At 44.4% G+C, this 19,060-nt stretch carries 15 protein-coding genes; 11 read left to right on the top strand and 4 right to left on the bottom strand.

All coding sequences use genetic code 11. The features are described 5' to 3' along the window. Positions 1–195 precede the first annotated feature (195 nt). The 9 genes from R7Z78_RS17015 to R7Z78_RS16975 all read left to right on the top strand — a co-directional run bounded on the left by R7Z78_RS17015 (position 196) and on the right by R7Z78_RS16975 (position 13,004). Complete coding sequence (locus R7Z78_RS17015; protein WP_104975349.1) at positions 196–909, top strand: GntR family transcriptional regulator; 714 nt, start codon at positions 196–198, stop codon at positions 907–909. 12 nt (positions 910–921) lie between these two features. Continuing rightward, positions 922–1,818, top strand: a complete 897-nt coding sequence (prpB, locus tag R7Z78_RS17010; RefSeq protein ID WP_005388185.1) for a methylisocitrate lyase — start codon at positions 922–924, stop codon at positions 1,816–1,818. Positions 1,819–1,949: 131 nt separating this feature from the next. Beyond that, positions 1,950–3,092 carry a 2-methylcitrate synthase gene (gene prpC / locus R7Z78_RS17005; RefSeq protein WP_005377283.1) on the top strand — a complete coding sequence of 381 codons (1,143 nt, stop codon included), beginning with the start codon at positions 1,950–1,952 and terminating at the stop codon, positions 3,090–3,092. Positions 3,093–3,248: 156 nt separating this feature from the next. Further along, complete coding sequence (gene acnD / locus R7Z78_RS17000; protein ID WP_033906151.1) at positions 3,249–5,840, top strand: Fe/S-dependent 2-methylisocitrate dehydratase AcnD; 2,592 nt, start codon at positions 3,249–3,251, stop codon at positions 5,838–5,840. A gap of 9 nt (positions 5,841–5,849) precedes the next feature. Next, a complete protein-coding gene (prpF, locus tag R7Z78_RS16995) occupies positions 5,850–7,046 on the top strand; it encodes a 2-methylaconitate cis-trans isomerase PrpF (protein ID WP_053304402.1) in 1,197 nt (398 codons plus the stop codon). A gap of 57 nt (positions 7,047–7,103) precedes the next feature. Beyond that, on the top strand, positions 7,104–8,981 hold the full coding sequence (locus tag R7Z78_RS16990) for a propionyl-CoA synthetase (RefSeq protein WP_169644083.1): 1,878 nt from the start codon (positions 7,104–7,106) through the stop codon (positions 8,979–8,981). Positions 8,982–9,170: 189 nt separating this feature from the next. Then, positions 9,171–9,650, top strand: a complete 480-nt coding sequence (locus R7Z78_RS16985) for a GNAT family N-acetyltransferase (RefSeq protein ID WP_104975347.1) — start codon at positions 9,171–9,173, stop codon at positions 9,648–9,650. Positions 9,651–9,841: 191 nt separating this feature from the next. Further along, entirely contained in the window at positions 9,842–11,173 is a 1,332-nt protein-coding gene (locus tag R7Z78_RS16980; RefSeq protein WP_104975346.1) for a trypsin-like serine protease, read from the top strand. Between the two features lie 385 nt (positions 11,174–11,558). Further along, positions 11,559–13,004, top strand: coding sequence for a bifunctional NUDIX hydrolase/phosphatase PAP2 family protein (locus R7Z78_RS16975; RefSeq protein ID WP_104975345.1), 1,446 nt, complete (start codon positions 11,559–11,561; stop codon positions 13,002–13,004). A 160-nt stretch (positions 13,005–13,164) separates the two neighbouring features. Here the strand turns inward: R7Z78_RS16975 and R7Z78_RS16970 are convergent, their stop codons facing one another. Further along, positions 13,165–13,974: a Cof-type HAD-IIB family hydrolase gene (locus R7Z78_RS16970; RefSeq protein ID WP_017821691.1), complete on the bottom strand. Its 810-nt coding sequence runs from the start codon at positions 13,972–13,974 to the stop codon at positions 13,165–13,167. A 216-nt stretch (positions 13,975–14,190) separates the two neighbouring features. Between R7Z78_RS16970 and queE the strand changes: the two genes are divergently transcribed. Beyond that, on the top strand, positions 14,191–14,841 hold the full coding sequence (gene queE / locus R7Z78_RS16965; protein WP_005377296.1) for a 7-carboxy-7-deazaguanine synthase QueE: 651 nt from the start codon (positions 14,191–14,193) through the stop codon (positions 14,839–14,841). A 312-nt stretch (positions 14,842–15,153) separates the two neighbouring features. Here the strand turns inward: queE and queC are convergent, their stop codons facing one another. From queC to eamB, 3 genes are all read right to left on the bottom strand, one after another. Continuing rightward, a complete protein-coding gene (queC, locus tag R7Z78_RS16960; RefSeq protein WP_104975344.1) occupies positions 15,154–15,810 on the bottom strand; it encodes a 7-cyano-7-deazaguanine synthase QueC in 657 nt (218 codons plus the stop codon). A 67-nt stretch (positions 15,811–15,877) separates the two neighbouring features. Next, positions 15,878–16,216, bottom strand: a complete 339-nt coding sequence (locus R7Z78_RS16955; protein ID WP_005388200.1) for a helix-turn-helix domain-containing protein — start codon at positions 16,214–16,216, stop codon at positions 15,878–15,880. Between the two features lie 299 nt (positions 16,217–16,515). Beyond that, positions 16,516–17,100, bottom strand: a complete 585-nt coding sequence (eamB, locus tag R7Z78_RS16950; protein ID WP_005388201.1) for a cysteine/O-acetylserine transporter — start codon at positions 17,098–17,100, stop codon at positions 16,516–16,518. Between the two features lie 112 nt (positions 17,101–17,212). Between eamB and R7Z78_RS16945 the strand changes: the two genes are divergently transcribed. Next, the gene (locus R7Z78_RS16945) at positions 17,213–18,112 is read left to right on the top strand and encodes a LysR family transcriptional regulator (protein WP_017821689.1); all 900 of its coding nucleotides are present in this window, start codon (positions 17,213–17,215) and stop codon (positions 18,110–18,112) included. The last annotated feature ends 948 nt before the right edge of the window (positions 18,113–19,060 follow it).

The following is a 19,060-nucleotide window of genomic DNA, read 5'->3' as shown; positions in this document are numbered from 1 at the left end:
TTGTCGACAATATGAACTCACTATTCTTTATTTCTGCTAAAAATGGCACTTAATGGGCATTTTAGGCCCATTTAAATTACGACCTTAGTCTAAATTGTCGACAATTTACTTGATTGTCGACACTTTGATCGACTACTTTATATTCAGGTTAAGAAATTGTAGACATTTCGATGTCGGTAACAAGAGTATCTGAATATGAACTCTGAGTTTAAAGCTCGTTATAAAGTGCTGGGTTCTGAGAAAGAACACACCAAATCCGAAACGCTGACCGAAACACTCATTGAAGTCATTGTTAATGGCGACGTGAAGCCTGGCCATAAGATATCAGAGCCTGAGCTAGCAAAGAAATATCAAGTCAGTCGTGGGCCTTTGCGTGAAGCATTGATGCGCTTAGAGGGGCTAGGGCTCATCGAGCGAATTCCTCATGTTGGGGCTAGAGTGACCACTTTTTCTCCGGAAAAGCTGATAGAACTTTATGCCGTTCGAGAAGCATTGGAAGGCATGGCGGCAAGGTTAGCTGCGCGACACATTACGCAAGAAGAGCTCTTAAGCTTGGAAATGCTATTGTCGACACATTCCAAGCATATAGACCAAATGGAAGGCGCGTCTTACTTCCATCAACATGGTGACTTTGATTTTCACTATCGCATCATCCAAGCGAGCAGAAACAGTAAGTTAATATCTCTGCTGTGTGATGAACTCTATCACTTATTACGGATGTATCGTTACCAGTCGCCACGTGCACAATCTCGCCCGAATGAGGCACTCACCGAACACAAATTCATTTTGGAAGCCATTCGCAATCGCGATGAAGAGCTTGCAGAAATGTTGATGAGAAGACACATATCAGGAAGTCGAAAGCTCATCCAATCTCAAATTATACATACAGAAAGTTTAGACAAAGACTAGAAGGAATTCGTCATGAGCTTAACACCGGGAGCGAAATTCAGACTCGCCATTGAACAAAATAATCCACTACAAATTGTCGGCACTATAAACCCGTATTGCGCCATGATGGCAAAAAACTTGGGTCACCAAGCGATTTACTTGTCTGGTGGCGGTATCGCAAATGCGTCATACGGATTGCCGGATCTCGGTATCACAACATTAAACGACGTTTTGGTTGACGTTGACCGCATCACTAACGCATGTGATTTGCCTCTTTTGGTTGATATCGACACGGGTTTTGGCGGTGCATTTAACATTGCTCGCACGATCAAAGCGATGGAAAAAGCAGGCGCGGCAGCGGTGCACATGGAAGACCAAGTCGCACAGAAACGTTGTGGTCATCGTCCGAACAAAGCAATAGTCAGCCAGCAAGAGATGGTTGATCGTGTAAAAGCCGCGGTTGATGCACGCAATGATGAAAGTTTCGTGATTATGGCTCGTACTGACGCGTTAGCTGTTGAAGGCATGGACAGCGCAATCGAGCGCGCGATTGCGTGTGTGGAAGCTGGCGCAGACATGATCTTCCCAGAAGCGATGAACAAGCTGGACCAGTACCTTCAGTTTTCAAATGCGCTTGAGCAAGCGACCGGAAAGCACGTTCCTATTCTGGCGAATATTACAGAGTTTGGCGCGACACCGCTGTATGGCTGCGATGAGCTAGCGAAAGCAAAAGTGGACATGGTGCTTTATCCATTAAGTGCGTTCCGTGCCATGAACAAAGCTGCTGAAACGGTCTACAAACATTTGCTAGAAGTGGGTAATCAGGAAGCACTGGTTGATTCGATGCAAACACGTAAAGAGTTGTATCAGCACCTGAATTACCACGACTATGAAGACAAACTTGACCAGTTATTCTCTGAAGGGAAATAGCGGGGAAAAGCAAAAATAGACGGAAGCCCAAGAAAAAGATAATCGGAATTTATCTCATCTAATAACGTGAAATTCGTTTGGCTAAAAACACCCCAGAGAGGGAAAAGTCAGACAGAAAAGGAGTTCAAACAATGTCTCAAACTGCAGAAAAGAAAGCAGAATTAGGTGGCGCAGGCCTTCGTGGTCAAAGCGCAGGAAGCACAGCTTTATGTACTGTCGGAAAAACGGGAACTGGTTTAACTTATCGTGGATACGATATTACTGATCTTGCGAACAACGCACAGTTTGAAGAAGTGGCTCACCTTCTGTTACGCGGTCACTTGCCGAATCAACAAGAACTTGATGCGTACAAAACACACCTACTCAGCCTTAGAGGTTTGCCAGCCGAGCTAAAACAAGCTTTAGAGTTGATTCCTGCAAGCGCACACCCAATGGACGTAATGCGCACGGGTTGTTCTGTATTGGGTAACCTAGAGCAGGAAATGAGCTTCGAGGAGCAACTGAAAGCAACCGAACGTATGCTAGCCTTGTTCCCTGCCATCATCTGTTACTGGTACCGCTTTAGTCATGATGGCGTGCGTATCAACACCGAGGATCAGACTGAAGATTGCATCGGTGGTTACTTCTTGCGATTACTTACAGACAAAGCGCCATCTGCGCTGCACAAACAAGTGATGCATTGCTCGCTCATTCTTTATGCTGAACATGAGTTTAATGCTTCTACATTCGCAGCACGCGTTTGTGCATCAACGTTGTCAGACATTCATTCTTGTATCACGGCGGCAATCGGTACGCTTCGTGGGCCACTTCACGGAGGTGCGAACGAAGCGGCGATGGAAATGATTGAAGATTGGCAAACGCCCGACGAGGCGGAAGCGAACATCATGAAAATGCTAGCCAATAAAGACAAGATCATGGGCTTTGGTCATGCGATTTATCGTGAAAGTGACCCTCGCAACGCCTTAATAAAACGATGGTCCAAAGAGCTATCGAAACAAGTTGGTGATACACATCTATATGCGGTTTCTGAGCGTGTTGAATCAGTGATGAAGCGAGAGAAAGGTCTGTTCTGTAATGCGGACTTCTTCCATGCATCGGCTTACCACTTCATGGACATTCCAACCAAACTATTTACCCCAATCTTTGTGATGAGTCGTTTAACGGGCTGGGCTGCACACGTTTATGAACAGCGTGCCAATAACCGTATTATTCGCCCAAGTGCCGATTATACGGGCCCAGATCATCAAGAATGGGTGCCTATCGAGAATCGCTAGCGCGAAGGTCAACGAGGGCATTATATGCTTTGGTTGACCACCTCCTTCCTTTGTCATTCTCTCTAACAGAGGAAGGAGATCCTCTCATCACTGTGTTTCTGGAGCAATGGAAAACCTTGATGAAGGCAAGATGTAAAGACTGAATGGAAGCAAACCATGAACACAAATATTAATACTCAATATCGTAAGCCGCTTCCGGGAACTCAACTGGATTATTTTGATGCACGCGAAGCCGTCAATGCCATTTCTCCTGGAGCCTATGAAACACTCCCTTATACCTCTCGCGTGCTAGCTGAGCAACTGGTCCGCCGCTGTGACCCGAACACATTGACAGATAGCCTGAAACAGTTAATTGAACGCAAACGCGATCTTGATTTTCCTTGGTATCCAGCACGCGTTGTTTGTCATGACATTCTTGGTCAGACCGCTCTAGTCGATTTAGCGGGTCTGCGCGATGCCATTTCAGATCAGGGCGGTGATCCTGCAAAAGTGAACCCAGTGGTTGAGACACAATTGATCGTTGACCACTCTTTAGCGGTTGAACATGCGGGCTTTGACCCTGATGCCTTCGACAAAAACCGCGCGATTGAAGAGCGCCGTAATGAAGACCGATTCCACTTTATTGAGTGGTGTAAAACAGCGTTTGAAAACGTCAGCGTGATTCCAGCTGGGAATGGCATCATGCACCAAATCAACTTGGAAAAAATGTCTCCTGTGGTACAAGCAAAGCAGGGCATTGCCTACCCAGACACCTGTGTGGGTACGGACAGTCACACGCCTCACGTAGACGCTCTTGGTGTTATTGCGATAGGTGTCGGTGGTCTGGAAGCAGAAACCGTCATGCTTGGCCGACCATCAATGATGCGTCTACCAGATATTGTCGGTGTCAAACTGACGGGTAAACGTCAACCGGGCATTACCGCAACGGATATTGTCCTCGCGATTACTGAGTTTCTGCGTAATGAGCGTGTGGTATCTTCATATCTTGAATTCTTCGGAGAAGGCGCACGTGATCTAACGATCGGAGACCGCGCAACGATTTCAAACATGACACCAGAATACGGCGCAACAGCTGGCATGTTTTATATTGATGAGCAGACCATCAATTACTTGAAACTAACTGGTCGAGATGAAGAACAAGTTGCTCTAGTAGAAAATTACGCAAAACAAACCGGTCTTTGGGCAGACGATCTTGATAGCGCCGTTTACGAGCGCGTACTTGAGTTCGATTTATCATCAGTTAGCCGTAACTTGGCTGGTCCGTCAAACCCTCATCGTCGTTTACCAACTTCTGAGTTGGCACAGCGCGGTATTTCTGGAGCGTGGGAAGAGAAAGAAGGCGAGTTGCCAGATGGTGCAGTGATCATCGCTGCTATTACCTCATGTACGAATACCAGTAACCCAAGAAACGTGGTTGCTGCTGGCCTTGTCGCGAAGAAAGCCAACGAACTTGGTCTTGTACGTAAACCTTGGGTGAAATCGTCTTTTGCTCCGGGTTCTAAAGTTGCACGCTTGTATCTGGAAGAAGCGGGCTTATTACCAGAGCTAGAGAAGCTTGGCTTTGGCATTGTTGGTTACGCATGTACAACTTGTAACGGTATGAGTGGTGCGCTGGATCCAAAAATCCAACAAGAGATCATCGACCGTGATTTATATGCAACAGCGGTGCTTTCTGGTAACCGTAACTTTGATGGTCGAATCCATCCGTACGCCAAACAAGCTTTCTTGGCTTCACCACCATTGGTTGTCGCTTATGCACTAGCCGGTACCATTCGTTTTGATATCGAGCGCGATGCGCTTGGCACGGACCAAAACGGCAAACCAATTTATCTCAATGATTTGTGGCCAAGCGATGAAGAGATCGATGCAGTTGTCGGTACTCATGTTAAACCAGAGCAGTTTAAGCAAGTTTACATTCAGATGTTTAAGCTGAATGATCAAGAGCAAAATCCCAACCCGCTGTACGACTGGCGTCCGATGAGTACCTATATCCGCCGACCACCGTACTGGGAAGGTGCGCTAGCGGGAGAAAGAACATTGTCTGGTATGCGTCCATTGGCGATTCTGGGCGACAACATCACCACTGATCACTTATCACCATCCAACGCGATTCTCGCAAGCAGCGCAGCAGGTGAATACTTAGCGAAAATGGGTGTGCCAGAAGAAGATTTCAACTCTTACGCGACTCACCGTGGTGACCACTTAACGGCGCAACGCGCGACCTTCGCTAACCCAAAGTTGTTCAATGAAATGGTGAAGGAAAACGGCGAAGTCGTGCAGGGATCTCTGGCGCGTGTAGAGCCAGAAGGACAGGTGGTTCGTATGTGGGAAGCGATTGAAACCTACATGAATCGTAAACAACCATTGATCGTGGTGGCTGGCGCGGATTACGGTCAGGGGTCATCCCGTGACTGGGCGGCAAAAGGCGTTCGACTGGCGGGCGTAGAAGCCATTGTTGCTGAAGGCTTTGAGCGTATTCACCGTACTAACTTGGTTGGCATGGGCGTACTACCACTGCAATTTAAGTCGGGCGTTAACCGCAATACGCTAGAGCTGGATGGTACGGAACTTTACGACGTGGTTGGAGAAATCAAGCCGGGCGCTGATTTAGCGCTGGTTATAACACGCACCAACGGCGATAAAGTCGATGTTCCGGTTACTTGTCGCTTAGATACCGCTGACGAAGTTCACGTGTACAACGCGGGCGGTGTTCTGCAGCGTTTCGCGCAAGATTTCTTGGCACAATAAGGAGTGCGTATGTCAAATAATACTCCGAATCAAACAAGCCAAATAAAAGTGCCCGCGACGTACATGCGTGGCGGCACGAGTAAAGGTGTCTTTTTCAACCTAGAGGATTTACCTCAAGAAGCGCAAGTGGCTGGAGCCGCACGTGACAAACTGTTGCTACGCGTTATTGGCAGCCCTGATCCTTACGCGAAGCAAATTGATGGCATGGGGGGCGCGACGTCAAGCACCAGTAAAACAGTGATTGTTTCGCGCAGCAGCAGAGCCGATCACGATGTTGACTACTTATTTGGCCAAGTGTCGATCGACAAACCATTCGTCGATTGGAGTGGTAACTGCGGCAACTTGTCTGCCGCTGTCGGTCCTTTCGCCATTCATGCTGGTCTGATCCCACAAGACCGTATTCCAGAAAATGGCATTGTGACGGTGCGTGTTTGGCAAGTGAACATAAGCAAAACGATTTTGATTCACGTGCCAATCGTCAATGGTTTCGTCCAAGAAACCGGAGAGTTTGAACTCGATGGTGTCACGTTTCCAGCGGCAGAGATTCAAGTGGATTTTGTTGATCCTTCCGATGGCGAAGGAAGTATGTTCCCAACGGGCAACTTAGTTGATGATTTGGTGGTGCCGGATGTGGGTACGTTCAACGCGACCTTTATTAACGCGGGCATACCAACCATTTTTATTGATGCTGAATCGATAGGATATCAGGGCACCGAGCTGCAAGACGATGTCAACAACGATGACACAGCATTAGCGATGTTCGAATCCATCCGCGCATATGGCGCGTTAAAAATGGGCCTGATTTCTGATTTAGAAGAAGCTCAAACACGCCAACATACGCCGAAAATAGCGTTTGTTTCTAAACCGAAAAGTTACCTGTCTTCAAGTGGTAAAGCCGTTAATGAGTCGGACATAGATGTGTTGGTTCGTGCGTTGTCGATGGGCAAACTTCACCATGCAATGATGGGAACAGCAGCTGTTGCTATCGCTTCAGCGGCGTGTGTACCGGGTACGTTGGTTAACTTGGCTGCTGGTGGCGGTGAAAAAGAGTCAGTGACTTTTGGCCACCCCTCAGGAACGTTAAAAGTTGGAGCACAAGCGAAGCAAACTGAGCAGGGCTGGGTGGTGCAAAAAGCCATCATGAGCCGAAGTGCGAGAATACTAATGGAGGGATTTGTGCGTGTACCCTCTGATGTCTTTGAGTGAAAAGAACGGTCTTTGAATAGAACGAGAGCAATGTCAGGACATACTGGAGGAAGCAATATGTCTTCATACGAAAAAGAATATTTATGGGCGAAAAACGAACCGGAGAGTTTTTGGCGCGCTCAAGCGGAGAATATCGATTGGTTCGAATCTCCTAAAACTATCTTGAAATCTGATGAAAACGGCATAGAACGTTGGTTTCCAGATGGTGTAATGAATACGTGCTGGTTAGCATTGGATTACCATTGCGAGCAAGGACGCGGTGATAATACTGCACTCATTTATGACTCGCCAGTGACAGGTCGTAAAGCCACGTACACCTATAGCGATCTACGTGACCAAGTAGCAAAAATTGCTGGCATGCTGTCTGCTCAAGGTGTTGAAAAAGGCGACCGAGTCGTTATTTATATGCCGATGATCCCAGAAGCCGCAATGGCGATGCTTGCCTGCGCGCGTTTGGGGGCGATTCATTCTGTAGTATTCGGTGGTTTTGCACCTAATGAGCTTGCTGTACGAATTGAAGATGCAGAGCCGAAAGTGATCATGACGGCGTCGTGCGGGATTGAGATCAACAAAGTCATTCCATACAAACCAATGGTAGACAAAGCCATTATGGACAGCCGTTGGAAGCCTGAGAAAGTGTTTGTTTTCCAACGTCCAGAGTGCGACGCTGAGCTAAACCAAGAAAGAGACTTAGATTGGCAGCGAGAGTACAAACAAGCGCTGCCACATGGTTGTGTTCCGGTGTTAGCAACCGATCCGCTCTACATACTTTATACATCGGGTACGACAGGTAAGCCGAAAGGCGTTGTGCGTGATAACGGTGGCCATGCTGTCGCGATGAAGTACTCCATGAGCGCAATCTATAACATTCCTCAAGATGGCGTCTTTTGGGCGGCATCTGATGTGGGCTGGGTAGTAGGGCACTCTTACATTGTTTACGCTCCACTGATTCACGGTTGCACTACTATCCTATTCGAAGGCAAGCCTGTTCGAACACCGGATCCTGGCGCATTTTGGCGAGTGTGTGATGAATATAAAGTAGATGCGTTGTTCTCTGCACCAACGGCGTTTCGTGCGATTAAGAAAGAGGACCCGGAAGGCGAGCACTTAAAACAGTACGACTTGTCGAATCTGAAAGCCATCTTTATGGCGGGAGAACGCCTTGACCCTCCGACACTGGAGTGGGTTCAGAGCAAAGCGGACAAGCCCGTCATTGACCACTGGTGGCAAACCGAGACGGGCTGGGCCATAGCGGGCAACCCGACAGGTGTCGAAATGATGCCAGTTAAAGCTGGTTCTTCGACGAAGCCCATTCCGGGTTATCAGGTCGAGATTCTGAATGAACTTGGAGAGGCTGTCGGGCCTAACCAACAAGGCTTTGTAGCATTAAAACGTCCGCTACCACCAAGCTGTCTGCCAACGGTTTGGCGTAATCATGACCGTTTTGAAACTGGTTATCTTAGCCAATTCCCAGGCTACTACGTGTCAGGTGATGGTGGCTATCTGGATGAAGACGGTTACCTGTTTATTATGGGACGTATTGATGACGTGATTAATGTCGCGGGACATCGATTGTCGACAGGTGAAATGGAAGAAATAGTAGGAGGCCACCCAGCGATTGCAGAATGTGCGGTGGTTGGTATCCACGATGATCTAAAAGGTCAGCTTCCACTTGGTTTTGTTGTACTGAAAGACGGCGTCAAAGTGGATGAGCTAGACCTTGAAGGTGAGCTTGTTGGCAAAGTGCGTAGTGAGATAGGTGCAGTTGCTTGCTTCAAGCATGCGTTGGTTGTAGACCGTTTACCGAAAACACGTTCAGGTAAAATTTTGCGTCGAACTATACGTCAAATAGCTGATGGTGAAAAATACACCGTTCCGTCAACGATTGATGACCCAAGTAGCTTGAACGAAATTGAGCGAGCTCTACGACGCTGAGAAAAACTCAATTCTAACTAACCCCTGATCCTCGAACTCTGTTGATTGGTTCTGCCTCTGTACGTTTATTAAGTGCAGGGGCCTTTTTGTTGTTCAAACAGTACAAACGTATCGTGAAAGCATTTGTGACTTGCCAATACGACGTTTTCCTCACAAACTACAGCCATTCCATTTTTAGTGACCCTTTGTATGACCACGTTTGCGATTAAACCTGCGTGTTTTAGCGACCTAGAGTTGCTCAACGATCTTATGTTCGAGCTTCATGATGAGCATCATCTTCAATCTCCTGAGCTTTTCAAAACGGCAGAGGAGATAGAACAAGAAAAAAGCATTGCTCGATATATTGACGACCCTGAGTGCCTTGTTTACCTAGCAAAACAAGGAGATGAAATTATTGGCTTTATCTCTGGTCACTTCTGTGAACTTATTTCTACCGTCAGCCAGCCAGTTATGATGGGAAGTGTGGATGAGCTCTATGTGCTGCCTGAATATCGAAAACAAGGTACGGCGCAGGCATTGATTAATAAAATTGAGTCAACGTTCTCTGATTACGGTGCAAAACAGATGTTTGTTGAAGTATGGCATTTTAACCAGGGCGCAATATCTTTGTATGAAAAACAAGGATTTGCACATCATATCCACTATTTAAGAAAACCGCTGAACGAATAATCGTATTTAACTTTAATATTGTGATTTAGGTTCTATCGAATTGAAATCATTCAGTTCGTCAATAGACTTTTCTCTATAAGTTGCTCGCAATGTTAACAAATTGATATGCACCCACATTGGTATCGGCGTTTTTGTCTGCTTGTTTATTAGTAGCACGAGGATCGTGCTTACAAAAACAAGAGGACAATATTTTGAAACTAACAAAATCGTTACTTGCTTTAGCCGTTTTGCCAATGTTCGCAAGTGCTGATGATTTGTCACGGACGCAAAATCATACTATCCAACCCCAGATCGTAGGCGGAGTAACTGCCGACCCACGTGACTGGAAATTCTACACCCAAATTGTTAGTCGTTATGGTAACCGATCATATTGTGGGGCCAGTTATATCGGGAATGGTTACGTCCTGACTGCTGCGCATTGTGTTGAGGGTGATTCTCCGAATCAGATAGCGGTTAAAATCGGTGGCGTTGTTTATAACGGTAGTGACGGTGTTCGTGCAAACGTCAGTGAGATCCATATGCACCCGGCATATCGCCGCGCGACGCTTTCTCATGACCTCGCGGTATTGAAGCTCGACTCTGTGCCTCAAGGTGTTTCTTCAGTTGAGATTGCGAATGGCAGTCTAACGCAATACGCGAGCATCGGAGATTGGCTTAGTGTTGCTGGCTTAGGGCGAACTTCTGAAGGAGGAAGCTCTCCGTCTCGATTGCAAGAGGTTGACGTCCCACTTGTGTCGGATATGACTTGCCGTCAAGCCGGTGGCAACTACACAACGGTTGGAGAAGTGTCATTCTGTGCGGGTATTCCTCAAGGTGGGATAGATTCTTGTCAGGGAGATAGTGGTGGTCCAATCGTCATTAATCGCAGTGGTGTAATTACTCAACTTGGTGTGGTCAGTTGGGGAATAGGTTGTGCTCGTCCTGGTATGTATGGGGTTTATAGCGATATCGCTGCTATGCGCAATTTTGTCGATGGTGTTATCGGAACAGCAACACCACCAAAAGAGAATGTTTCTGTTGGATACACCACCGAACAGACACTGGCATCATTTAATGTTGGGGAGTTACAGCAATATAGCTTTGTTATCCAGAATTCAGGGAGCACCACGTTCACTGTGGAAAATGTTCGCGCGTTTGCTTCGGGTGTTACTGATGCAGCTGTTATTGCCAATGATCAGTGCTCTCAGGCGACGTTAGCAATGAATGCAAGTTGTCGTGTTGATGTTGAATTTGGTGCTACTCAGAGCGGAGAAGCAAGAGTGGCTTTGAACTTCAACGTTGATAAGACCAGCACACAATACCAAGCGTTAGTATCCGCTCAAGCGAAAACGGTGACAACGCCTCCCACAGATAGCTGTACAACTGTATGGCAAGCCAGCTTAGTGTATCTCAAAGGAGATACGGTTACTTGGAATGGTAAAGTTTGGCAAGCGCAGTGGTGGACTCAAGGTGATAATCCAGCAGACTCAGGGCCTTGGGGTGTTTGGCAAAAAGTAGGCGATGCGAATTGCAAGTCTAACTAACGATCGGGCCAGTGAATTTGATTCGTTGACCATGAGATAAGATTCATTCTTGGTTTCAACGATCAGTACATAGTTATTATAACTGGGGTTTATTGTTTGCGAATAATAAGCCCTTTTTTATTGTGTCAACTATGAGAACCCACAAAATGTGTATGACTTTGTCCTGACGTTATCTTTATATAACTGGCAGAATTGCGATCAACATTTTATGTTTTGTCTGATCTTTGTCAGGTTTGCATTAAATTATTCTCCAGTGAGCGTTGAGATCGGGTTTTACGCGATCAACTCAGTTTGGCATAACTCGTTACTTAATTTTTGTCGAAAAAGATAAGATTAACTGCCATGATTCATTGGTTATCATTATGTTTATTTAAGGTCATATTTTGTGTTGAGACAGCTGTTATTACTCATCCTTTGTTTTATTTTGTTACCTGTTTCACCGATCTCTACGGCTAAAGCCACTGCGAGCGAAGTTAAAGGAGCGCTCTGTATTGTTCGCGCTGATGACAAGTTAGTGCTAGTTCATGAAGTATTAACGGATAAGATTTCTCTACCTGGCGGAACCATCATTGATGGTGAGTCTCCACAAGTTGCTGCTCAACGAGAAACGTGGGAAGAAACCGGTATAGTGGTTACGGTTGGAGAGGAGCTTGGCAGAACGGACACTGCGGTTTTTTACGACTGTATATCAGACTCTGACATTATCGCTTTTTCTATGAATAATTCTTTAGGTGGAAATGAACTGCCTATTTGGTTTGCCCCTCATTATGGAGTAGAAGTTGCGTCAGCGATGCTGCTTAGCCCATCTGAATTACCATCATCTTTGTATCGTTACCCTGAGCAATGGCCACAAGTCACTCAGTTTTTTGATCAAGCTACCAAGCAATCAGTATCTTATGTGACTCAGTTGATCGAATCCGCGCCTTCATTTCGTCAGGTTGAATTGGCGTGGCTGATAGATTTACAGAGTTGGGTAGGGGCGTTGTCAGAAACGAGTTACGAGGTAGCTAGTCAGATCTCGAAACTGGTTATAGACCTGACAGAACCGACGGTACTACTCTTTCTATTTCCTTTTGCCATGATGCGCTTTGGTAGCCGGTTTGTGTACCGACTCTTTTTCGCAATTAGTGCAACGTCGCTTATGGTGCTTGTCGCTCAACAAGGCTTTTCGTTACCGCGCCCACATGTCTATATACCAATGATGGAGTTAACGCACAGCTTTGGCTTTAGTTTTCCTAGCTTGCCTATCGCTGTGTGGTTTTGTGTTCTGACGTTCTTGTTTCATAGAACCCAGTATTTTGGTTTGAATGGAACAACGGCAGTCTTCGTGTTCATCACTCTTACTGTGGTGTTAGGTAAGTTTTTCCTCGGCAGTGCCTTTATTTTAGATATGTTATTTGGCGCGCTGTTAGGCAGCTTGGTGGCTTGGCATGTTCTTCGACTGGAGACAAATCAAGATGTGAACGTTGATCAAGTTCTAAGCTCAAAAGGCGTCTGGTTCATTATGACTGCGGCAACAGCGGTCATCTCCGTCATCTGGCCATTACCTGTGTTTGGTTGCTGGCTAGCAATTTTAATCACTGCATCAGCGTTGGTCATGACATTTAAAGAGTCGAAAGCACATTTAGATACTCGGCAGATGATCTTTGTGACGCTGGCATTGTTGCTTGTTGATCAACTCTATTTGTACTCGGCTAATATCGTATCGTTTAGCGGTTTGTGGTCATTAGTCTTGTCGACGTTACATTATCCATTATTAATGTTGTTATTTATGCTGCTTGCAAGGAAGCTGACTTGTGAAAACCAACCGAGCAAAACGTTGCTAGATTGATGGCTGTATTTGTTATCTATTAGTATTTAAGTAAAAACAAAGCCTTGCATTACAGCAAGGCTTTTACACGTTTAGTCCACGAACAACGCCGCTTGCCTATCTTGGACGGCTAGGGGTGTTAAACGTAAGAAGCTTAACGCAACAGACATGGCGGAAAGGGCTATGCATTGAGCACGAACTTTTCTATAGCTTTAGCGACACCGTGCTCATCATTACTTGCCGTAATGTAGTCAGCGATTTGCTTGGTTTCTTCCATTGCATTTGCCATCGCGATACCAAGGCCAGCGTATTTCAGCATGTGGTGGTCATTTTCTGCGTCACCCATACAGATAACTTCTTCCGGTTTAATTCCCAGATACTCGGCAATTGCGGCAACACCAATACCTTTGTTGCTCGCAGGGTTAAGAAACTCAAGGAAAAACGGAGCGCTTTGAACAACCGTAAACGCTTCGCGCATTTCAGCTGGCAGTGCTGCTATAACTTCTGTTAGTTTGCTTGGCTCTGCAACCATCATAGCTTTGATGATTGGATGATCGTCTTCTAGTGATTCGAAGTTCATCTCGGTGACATTTAAGCCATTTATCTTTGCTTCAATATCGGTGTAAGGGTTGTGTTCGTTGGTGATTAAACCATGAACTTGACTAAAAGCATGGACGTACGCACCTAGCTCTTCGGCTTTTCGCGCCACCAATTTTGCAGCTTTACCATCTATGATTTGCTGGTGGATGATGTCGTTTGTGCCTACGTTCTTGACCATCGAACCGTTGTAGTAAAGAACAAAATCTCGATCGGAATGGATATTCAGTTCGTCGAGCTTGTCTTGCATTCCTTCTAATGGGCGACCAGAAGCGAGAACGACAGTAACGCCTGCTTCTCGAGCTTTTGCGATCGCTTGTTTGTTTTCTTCAGAAATGGCTTTATCACTATTGAGTAGCGTGCCATCCATATCTAGTGCGATCAGTTTATACATCATTTCTTACCTTAAAGTTTTTTGGGATCTGTCAGTGAAAAAGGCTTGGTTTAACGTTAACCAGAAACCTATATTCATTACGCTATGAAACTACAAAATGGTCTATTTTAACAATTAATTTTTGGTTTAAATTGACCTAGACACGCGTGTCCATTATGGTCTTCGCCTCGAAATGTTATGAGTTGAGTGAGTTCTGCGTTGTATAAGCTAAATGAGATGTTTGAAACCATCCAAGGGGAAGGGGTTTTCACTGGAGTCCCTGCTGTTTTTGTTCGGCTTCAAGAGTGTCCGGTTGGTTGCTCATGGTGCGATACCAAACAAACGTGGTATGCAGATGAGAATGATCAACGTCAAATAGGCGATATTCTGGTGAAAACGGAAGATTCTCCGACGTGGTGTGTTGCATCTGCCGAGAACATCGTAGAGCAATATCAACAGCAAGGCTTTAATGCTAAGCATATCGTGATTACTGGTGGAGAGCCTTGTATTTATGATCTGCGCCCTTTAACAAAGGCGTTTGAAGATATGGGGTGCCAATGCCAAATCGAAACCAGTGGCACATCAGAAGTGATTACTTCAGAAAACACGTGGGTGACAGTGTCACCAAAAGTGGCAATGAAAGGTAAATTGCCAGTGCTTAATAGTGCGTTAGAGCGGGCAAATGAGATTAAGCATCCAGTCGGTACCCAGAAAGACATCGACCACCTTGATGACCTTTTAGCAAATGCGAACGTAGCGGCTGAGACTATCATTGCACTACAACCAATTAGCCAGAAGCCTCGTGCTACGCAATTGTGTATTGATACGTGTATTGCCCGCAATTGGCGTTTGTCTGTTCAAACTCATAAATATTTGAGTATTGCTTAGACGAGAGGCTCGTCATCATTCGAGGTGGCTTTTCTATCTAATCCCGGTTTCGCGAGTAATGCAGTTGGTAGCTTTGCTATGGAAACATTGTCGATGTATCTAAACAATTTATAGCGTTGTAAAAGCTAAGAAGTGTTGGCTGTTGTGGTGTGGTGCTATCTTTGGTTCGACAATCGTTTCGCATTTAATTGATGCCACCAATCTGGCGGCATCAAAATGAAGCTCTGTTGGCTGGAGTTTCACGCTGAGATAAAACGTTTAGAAGCGAACGCAAAAGGTTTTATCCACCGCTATTATTACCGCTAACAAAGACTATTTGCTCGCTAAGTATTCTTCTAAGCCGCTTTGTCGCAGTAGGCACGCTGGGCATTCACCACAGCCTTTACCAACGATTCCGTTGTAACATGTTAAAGTATTGTTTTGGACAAACTCCAACATATTGTACTTATCAGCTAGAGCCCAGGTCTCTGCTTTAGTAAGCCACATTAAAGGAGTCTTAATATTGAAGGCTTTATCCATACCTAAATTGCAAGAGAGATTTAGAGAGCGAATAAAGTTGTCTCGGCAGTCAGGGTAACCACTAAAGTCTGTTTCGCAGACTCCCGTAATGATGTCTTGAATGCCAAGCTGGTAAGCATGGATACATGCGTAAGTAAGAAAGAGAATGTTTCTCCCTGGAACGAATGTATTGGGTACGTTAGCGTCGCTTAAGTCATTAGATACCGGAATGTTGTCTCTTGTCAGCGAGCTAATCGCTAACTCATTAATTGATTTTACATCCAGGACTTTGTGGCTTTTGATGTTAAGTTGCTTACCTAATTCGATAGCGATATCTATTTCATCAGAATGACGCTGGCCATAATCAAACGTTATAGCATGAACTTCATCATATGTATTTAATGCATCGATTAAGCAGGTCGTAGAGTCCTGCCCACCGGAAAAAACCACAAGTGCTTTTGTTGTAGCCATGTTGAACCCTTAGTTATGCTCTTTGATTCTTTGGTATTGATACGTATTCTTAGGCGTTTAATCCCAATTACGTACTCGACTTCGTGGCGATTGCGTCTGCAATCAGCTGGGCTGTGCTCTCAAGCACTCTTTGCTTGTCATCATTTGACAGCTTGTGGAGATTCACCGCAAGTTCAGCGGTGATTTCATCTTCACAAAAAAAATAGTTTAGAGGCACGTTTAGCTCATCTGCGATAAGTTTGAGCGTTTTTACGTCGGGAGTATGGCGCTCCCTTTCGTATTGATTCATCCTTGCACTTGCAGAACTATCATCCATGCCGATACGGATGCCCAGTGCTTTTTGGGACAGATTCGCTTGTTTACGCGCATGCTTAAGGCGGGCTGGGAGTGGGTTATTAAACAACACTTAAAGTTCATACGAAGGACTTGGATGACTAAGATTATCTTAGTTTTTCTGATTTGTGTATACTAAGCAATGCTTAGTTATTGCCGAGGTCGCCAAGGCCGTGTCTGTAAAACTAAAAAAGATTTCGTATCTTTAGGTTGATTAAGTGACGTTGAACCTACTTCTTCAAAAACTGCCGTATGAAGGAGCGAGTAAGGGCACGAGAAACCGCAGCTATTTGTAGAGCAGAATTTGCTCTTCACATAAACGTAGTCGTCTAAGTTGAAGAGCAATATTGTTCTTGATGATCAACTATATACTTAAGTAAATAACTGTGTCGCACAATAGATCAGAGCTGCTGCTAAGCTCATATTTATGACTTTGCCATATCTCTGGAATTGCGATTGAAGTAGCTTTCCTGCAACGGCCCAAACTACGTTGCTAAGGAGTGCGATCAAAGCAAGAATGAGGCTAGTCGCTAAGATCCAGTAGATATTCTGAGTGTGGGGCAGTACGAACGTAGAAATAGAGGTAATTCCATAAAGAATGATTTTCACATTAACGAACTGCAAACCGAAACCTGTTAAGAAACTGATACCTTTAGAATTATCCGATGAAGTTTTGATCTCACTCGTAGCAAGCCCCCAAGCCAACCAAACAATATAAGCTGCTCCAATCCATGTTAGCCAAGGTGTAATCACGGGCAAGAGGCTGATCATGTTATACGTGAAAGCGCCACAAAGTAGCATCAAAACAACATAGCCACAAAACATCCCCGAAATCACTTTTGTTGAGCGTTTTAGTCCATATTGCGTCGCGATGCTGAGCGATAAAATGTTGTTTGGCCCTGGTGTAATTGAAGTAATGATTACGTAAGTAAAAAATGCGGTGTAGATGGCGGTCATCTCTATCTCTCCTGTTTTTACTGCACTATACTTCGCTACAATTGATTAAAAAATTGAATAAATTAAAACTTAGACTTTTAATTTATTGAACTGTTGGTTGTGGAGTCTAGTCATGAATCTAAAACGCTTTCTTACTTTTAAAGCTATTGTTGAAGAAGGATCGTTTCTAAAAGCGTCACAGAAGCTTTATTGCACGCAATCAACCGTCACCTTTCAAATCAAGCAGTTGGAACAAGATCTGTCTTTGCAGCTGTTCGAAAAAATAGGGCGTAAGATGGTTTTGACTCAAGCAGGAGAAAAGATACTGCCTTACGTCTATGAACTGGCGCGAGTGATGGAAAATATTGAGGGAACAGCACAGCAAGAAAACTCGGAGCCGACCGGTGAATTGAAAGTGCTGGTTGCTGAGACTCAACTTGCTTATAAGATGGCTAATGTTTTAAAAGAGTTCAGGATCAGAGCGCCCAATGTCAGACTCTCTCTGCAATCACAAAATTGCTATCAGATTCGAGATGAGTTGATAGCGGATAAAGCTGATTTAGGTGTGTTTTATCGAGTAGGTAATGACGATACGCTCAAGGTCCACGAGTTTGAGCAGGAGCCACTGGTATTGGTTGCTTCACCGCTTTTAAAAGGGCTAGATTTAAAGAAGAGAGAGCAACATATTGATCTAGGGTTTATAAGCAATGGCCCTAAGTGCCTTTTTCGACAGATGTTTGAGAGCATTATTCAGGAGCGTGATATTAGCATCGACAACATGATCGAACTTAGCAGTATTAATACGATCAAAAACTGCGTTGAGAGTAATATTGGTATCTCTTATTTACCTCGTTTTACGGTTGAAAAAGAGTTGCAAGAGGGCAGTTTACAAGAGCTTGAGTTCACCGAATTTTCACAGATGATCAAGCCACTCTGCGCTTATCATGCTGGGAAGTGTGTGACGCCGGCGATGGAAGTCTTTATTGATTGTATGCGTAACGAGTATGAACGGTTTTCTACTCAGAGTCGGTGATCTTTAATATGTTCTATCTGACATAGTTTCGTTTTTACTCCTTTTTATTTTTTAAGTGACCACTTCTAATTTATTGATTTTTATTGCTTTGTTGTAAATCCGACTGTTGTGGGATGATAAATGGGATCTGATGTGAAGAGCTATTTATTGACGGAAAGAGATAAGATATCAAAACGACGGCGTGTGATAACTAGATTAGATAAGGTTACATAATTAACAGTGTAATAAATGCCATTCTTTATGGATTATTTTCAACGAGACTTAATTGTTACGGTTCGTTATTATTAACTCGTTAACGCATCCATTGCTAGGAAGTTAACTTACGCATATTGTTTTTTTCATCATTTGCAGCAAATATAATTTGCTGCTTTTTTTTGGTTAAAAAAGTTCAAAGCTTGAACTACAAGCTCTGAACCTTTATTTATACTTAGTGGTTTTCTACTTTAATAAGTAAAACACCGTTTAAAAGTATCGCGTAACCTAGTAACTCTAAGCTTTCTTCGACCAAGTTTTTCACGTCTCTATCGTATGAGTTCCCCATGAACTCGACCCAAAAATCACCATACCCTGCAAAGCGTGAGAATAAGAAAACAATAAAAAAGCCAATCGTTAATGTCGTGAAGCTAGAATGAGAAATGAAAAATTTTACCTCATTTTTTATGTTAACTATGTTATTAAAACAAAAATAACAGACCGAGACTATTATAATCCAAGCAGGGTACTTCCATGAACCGTGAGGGAAATACTGCTCTATGTGGTAGTCCATTTCTCTAACGAATATAACCATAAAAAATGAAGACATTATTACTAATATGTGTTTGAGTTCAAGATATTCCTTAGATTTATACAAACACATTAACGATGAAAAAAGCACAAATGCTATTTGAGTCATTTCTATAAGAGAGTTCTCCGATGTGCTTTTGTCCATTTTTACGCTAAAGTAAATCG

The sequence above is a fragment of the Vibrio sp. 1167 genome, from assembly GCF_033340375.1.
GTDB classification, from domain to species: Bacteria; Pseudomonadota; Gammaproteobacteria; order Enterobacterales; family Vibrionaceae; genus Vibrio; species Vibrio alginolyticus.
The sequence above is the reverse complement of the archived record's forward strand: the minus strand, read 5'-3'. Positions and strand labels throughout refer to the sequence as shown.

Bases quoted from the DNA above. Each gene is read 5' to 3' on its own strand.
- R7Z78_RS17015 (WP_104975349.1), top strand. From the start codon at position 196: ATGAACTCTGAGTTTAAAGCTCGTTATAAAGTGCTGGGTTCTGAGAAA.
- prpB (WP_005388185.1), top strand. From the start codon at position 922: ATGAGCTTAACACCGGGAGCGAAATTCAGACTCGCCATTGAACAAAAT.
- prpC (WP_005377283.1), top strand. From the start codon at position 1,950: ATGTCTCAAACTGCAGAAAAGAAAGCAGAATTAGGTGGCGCAGGCCTT.
- acnD (WP_033906151.1), top strand. From the start codon at position 3,249: ATGAACACAAATATTAATACTCAATATCGTAAGCCGCTTCCGGGAACT.
- prpF (WP_053304402.1), top strand. From the start codon at position 5,850: ATGTCAAATAATACTCCGAATCAAACAAGCCAAATAAAAGTGCCCGCG.
- R7Z78_RS16990 (WP_169644083.1), top strand. From the start codon at position 7,104: ATGTCTTCATACGAAAAAGAATATTTATGGGCGAAAAACGAACCGGAG.
- R7Z78_RS16985 (WP_104975347.1), top strand. From the start codon at position 9,171: ATGACCACGTTTGCGATTAAACCTGCGTGTTTTAGCGACCTAGAGTTG.
- R7Z78_RS16970 (WP_017821691.1), bottom strand. From the start codon at position 13,974: ATGTATAAACTGATCGCACTAGATATGGATGGCACGCTACTCAATAGT.
- queE (WP_005377296.1), top strand. From the start codon at position 14,191: ATGTTTGAAACCATCCAAGGGGAAGGGGTTTTCACTGGAGTCCCTGCT.
- queC (WP_104975344.1), bottom strand. From the start codon at position 15,810: ATGGCTACAACAAAAGCACTTGTGGTTTTTTCCGGTGGGCAGGACTCT.
- eamB (WP_005388201.1), bottom strand. From the start codon at position 17,100: ATGACCGCCATCTACACCGCATTTTTTACTTACGTAATCATTACTTCA.
- R7Z78_RS16945 (WP_017821689.1), top strand. From the start codon at position 17,213: ATGAATCTAAAACGCTTTCTTACTTTTAAAGCTATTGTTGAAGAAGGA.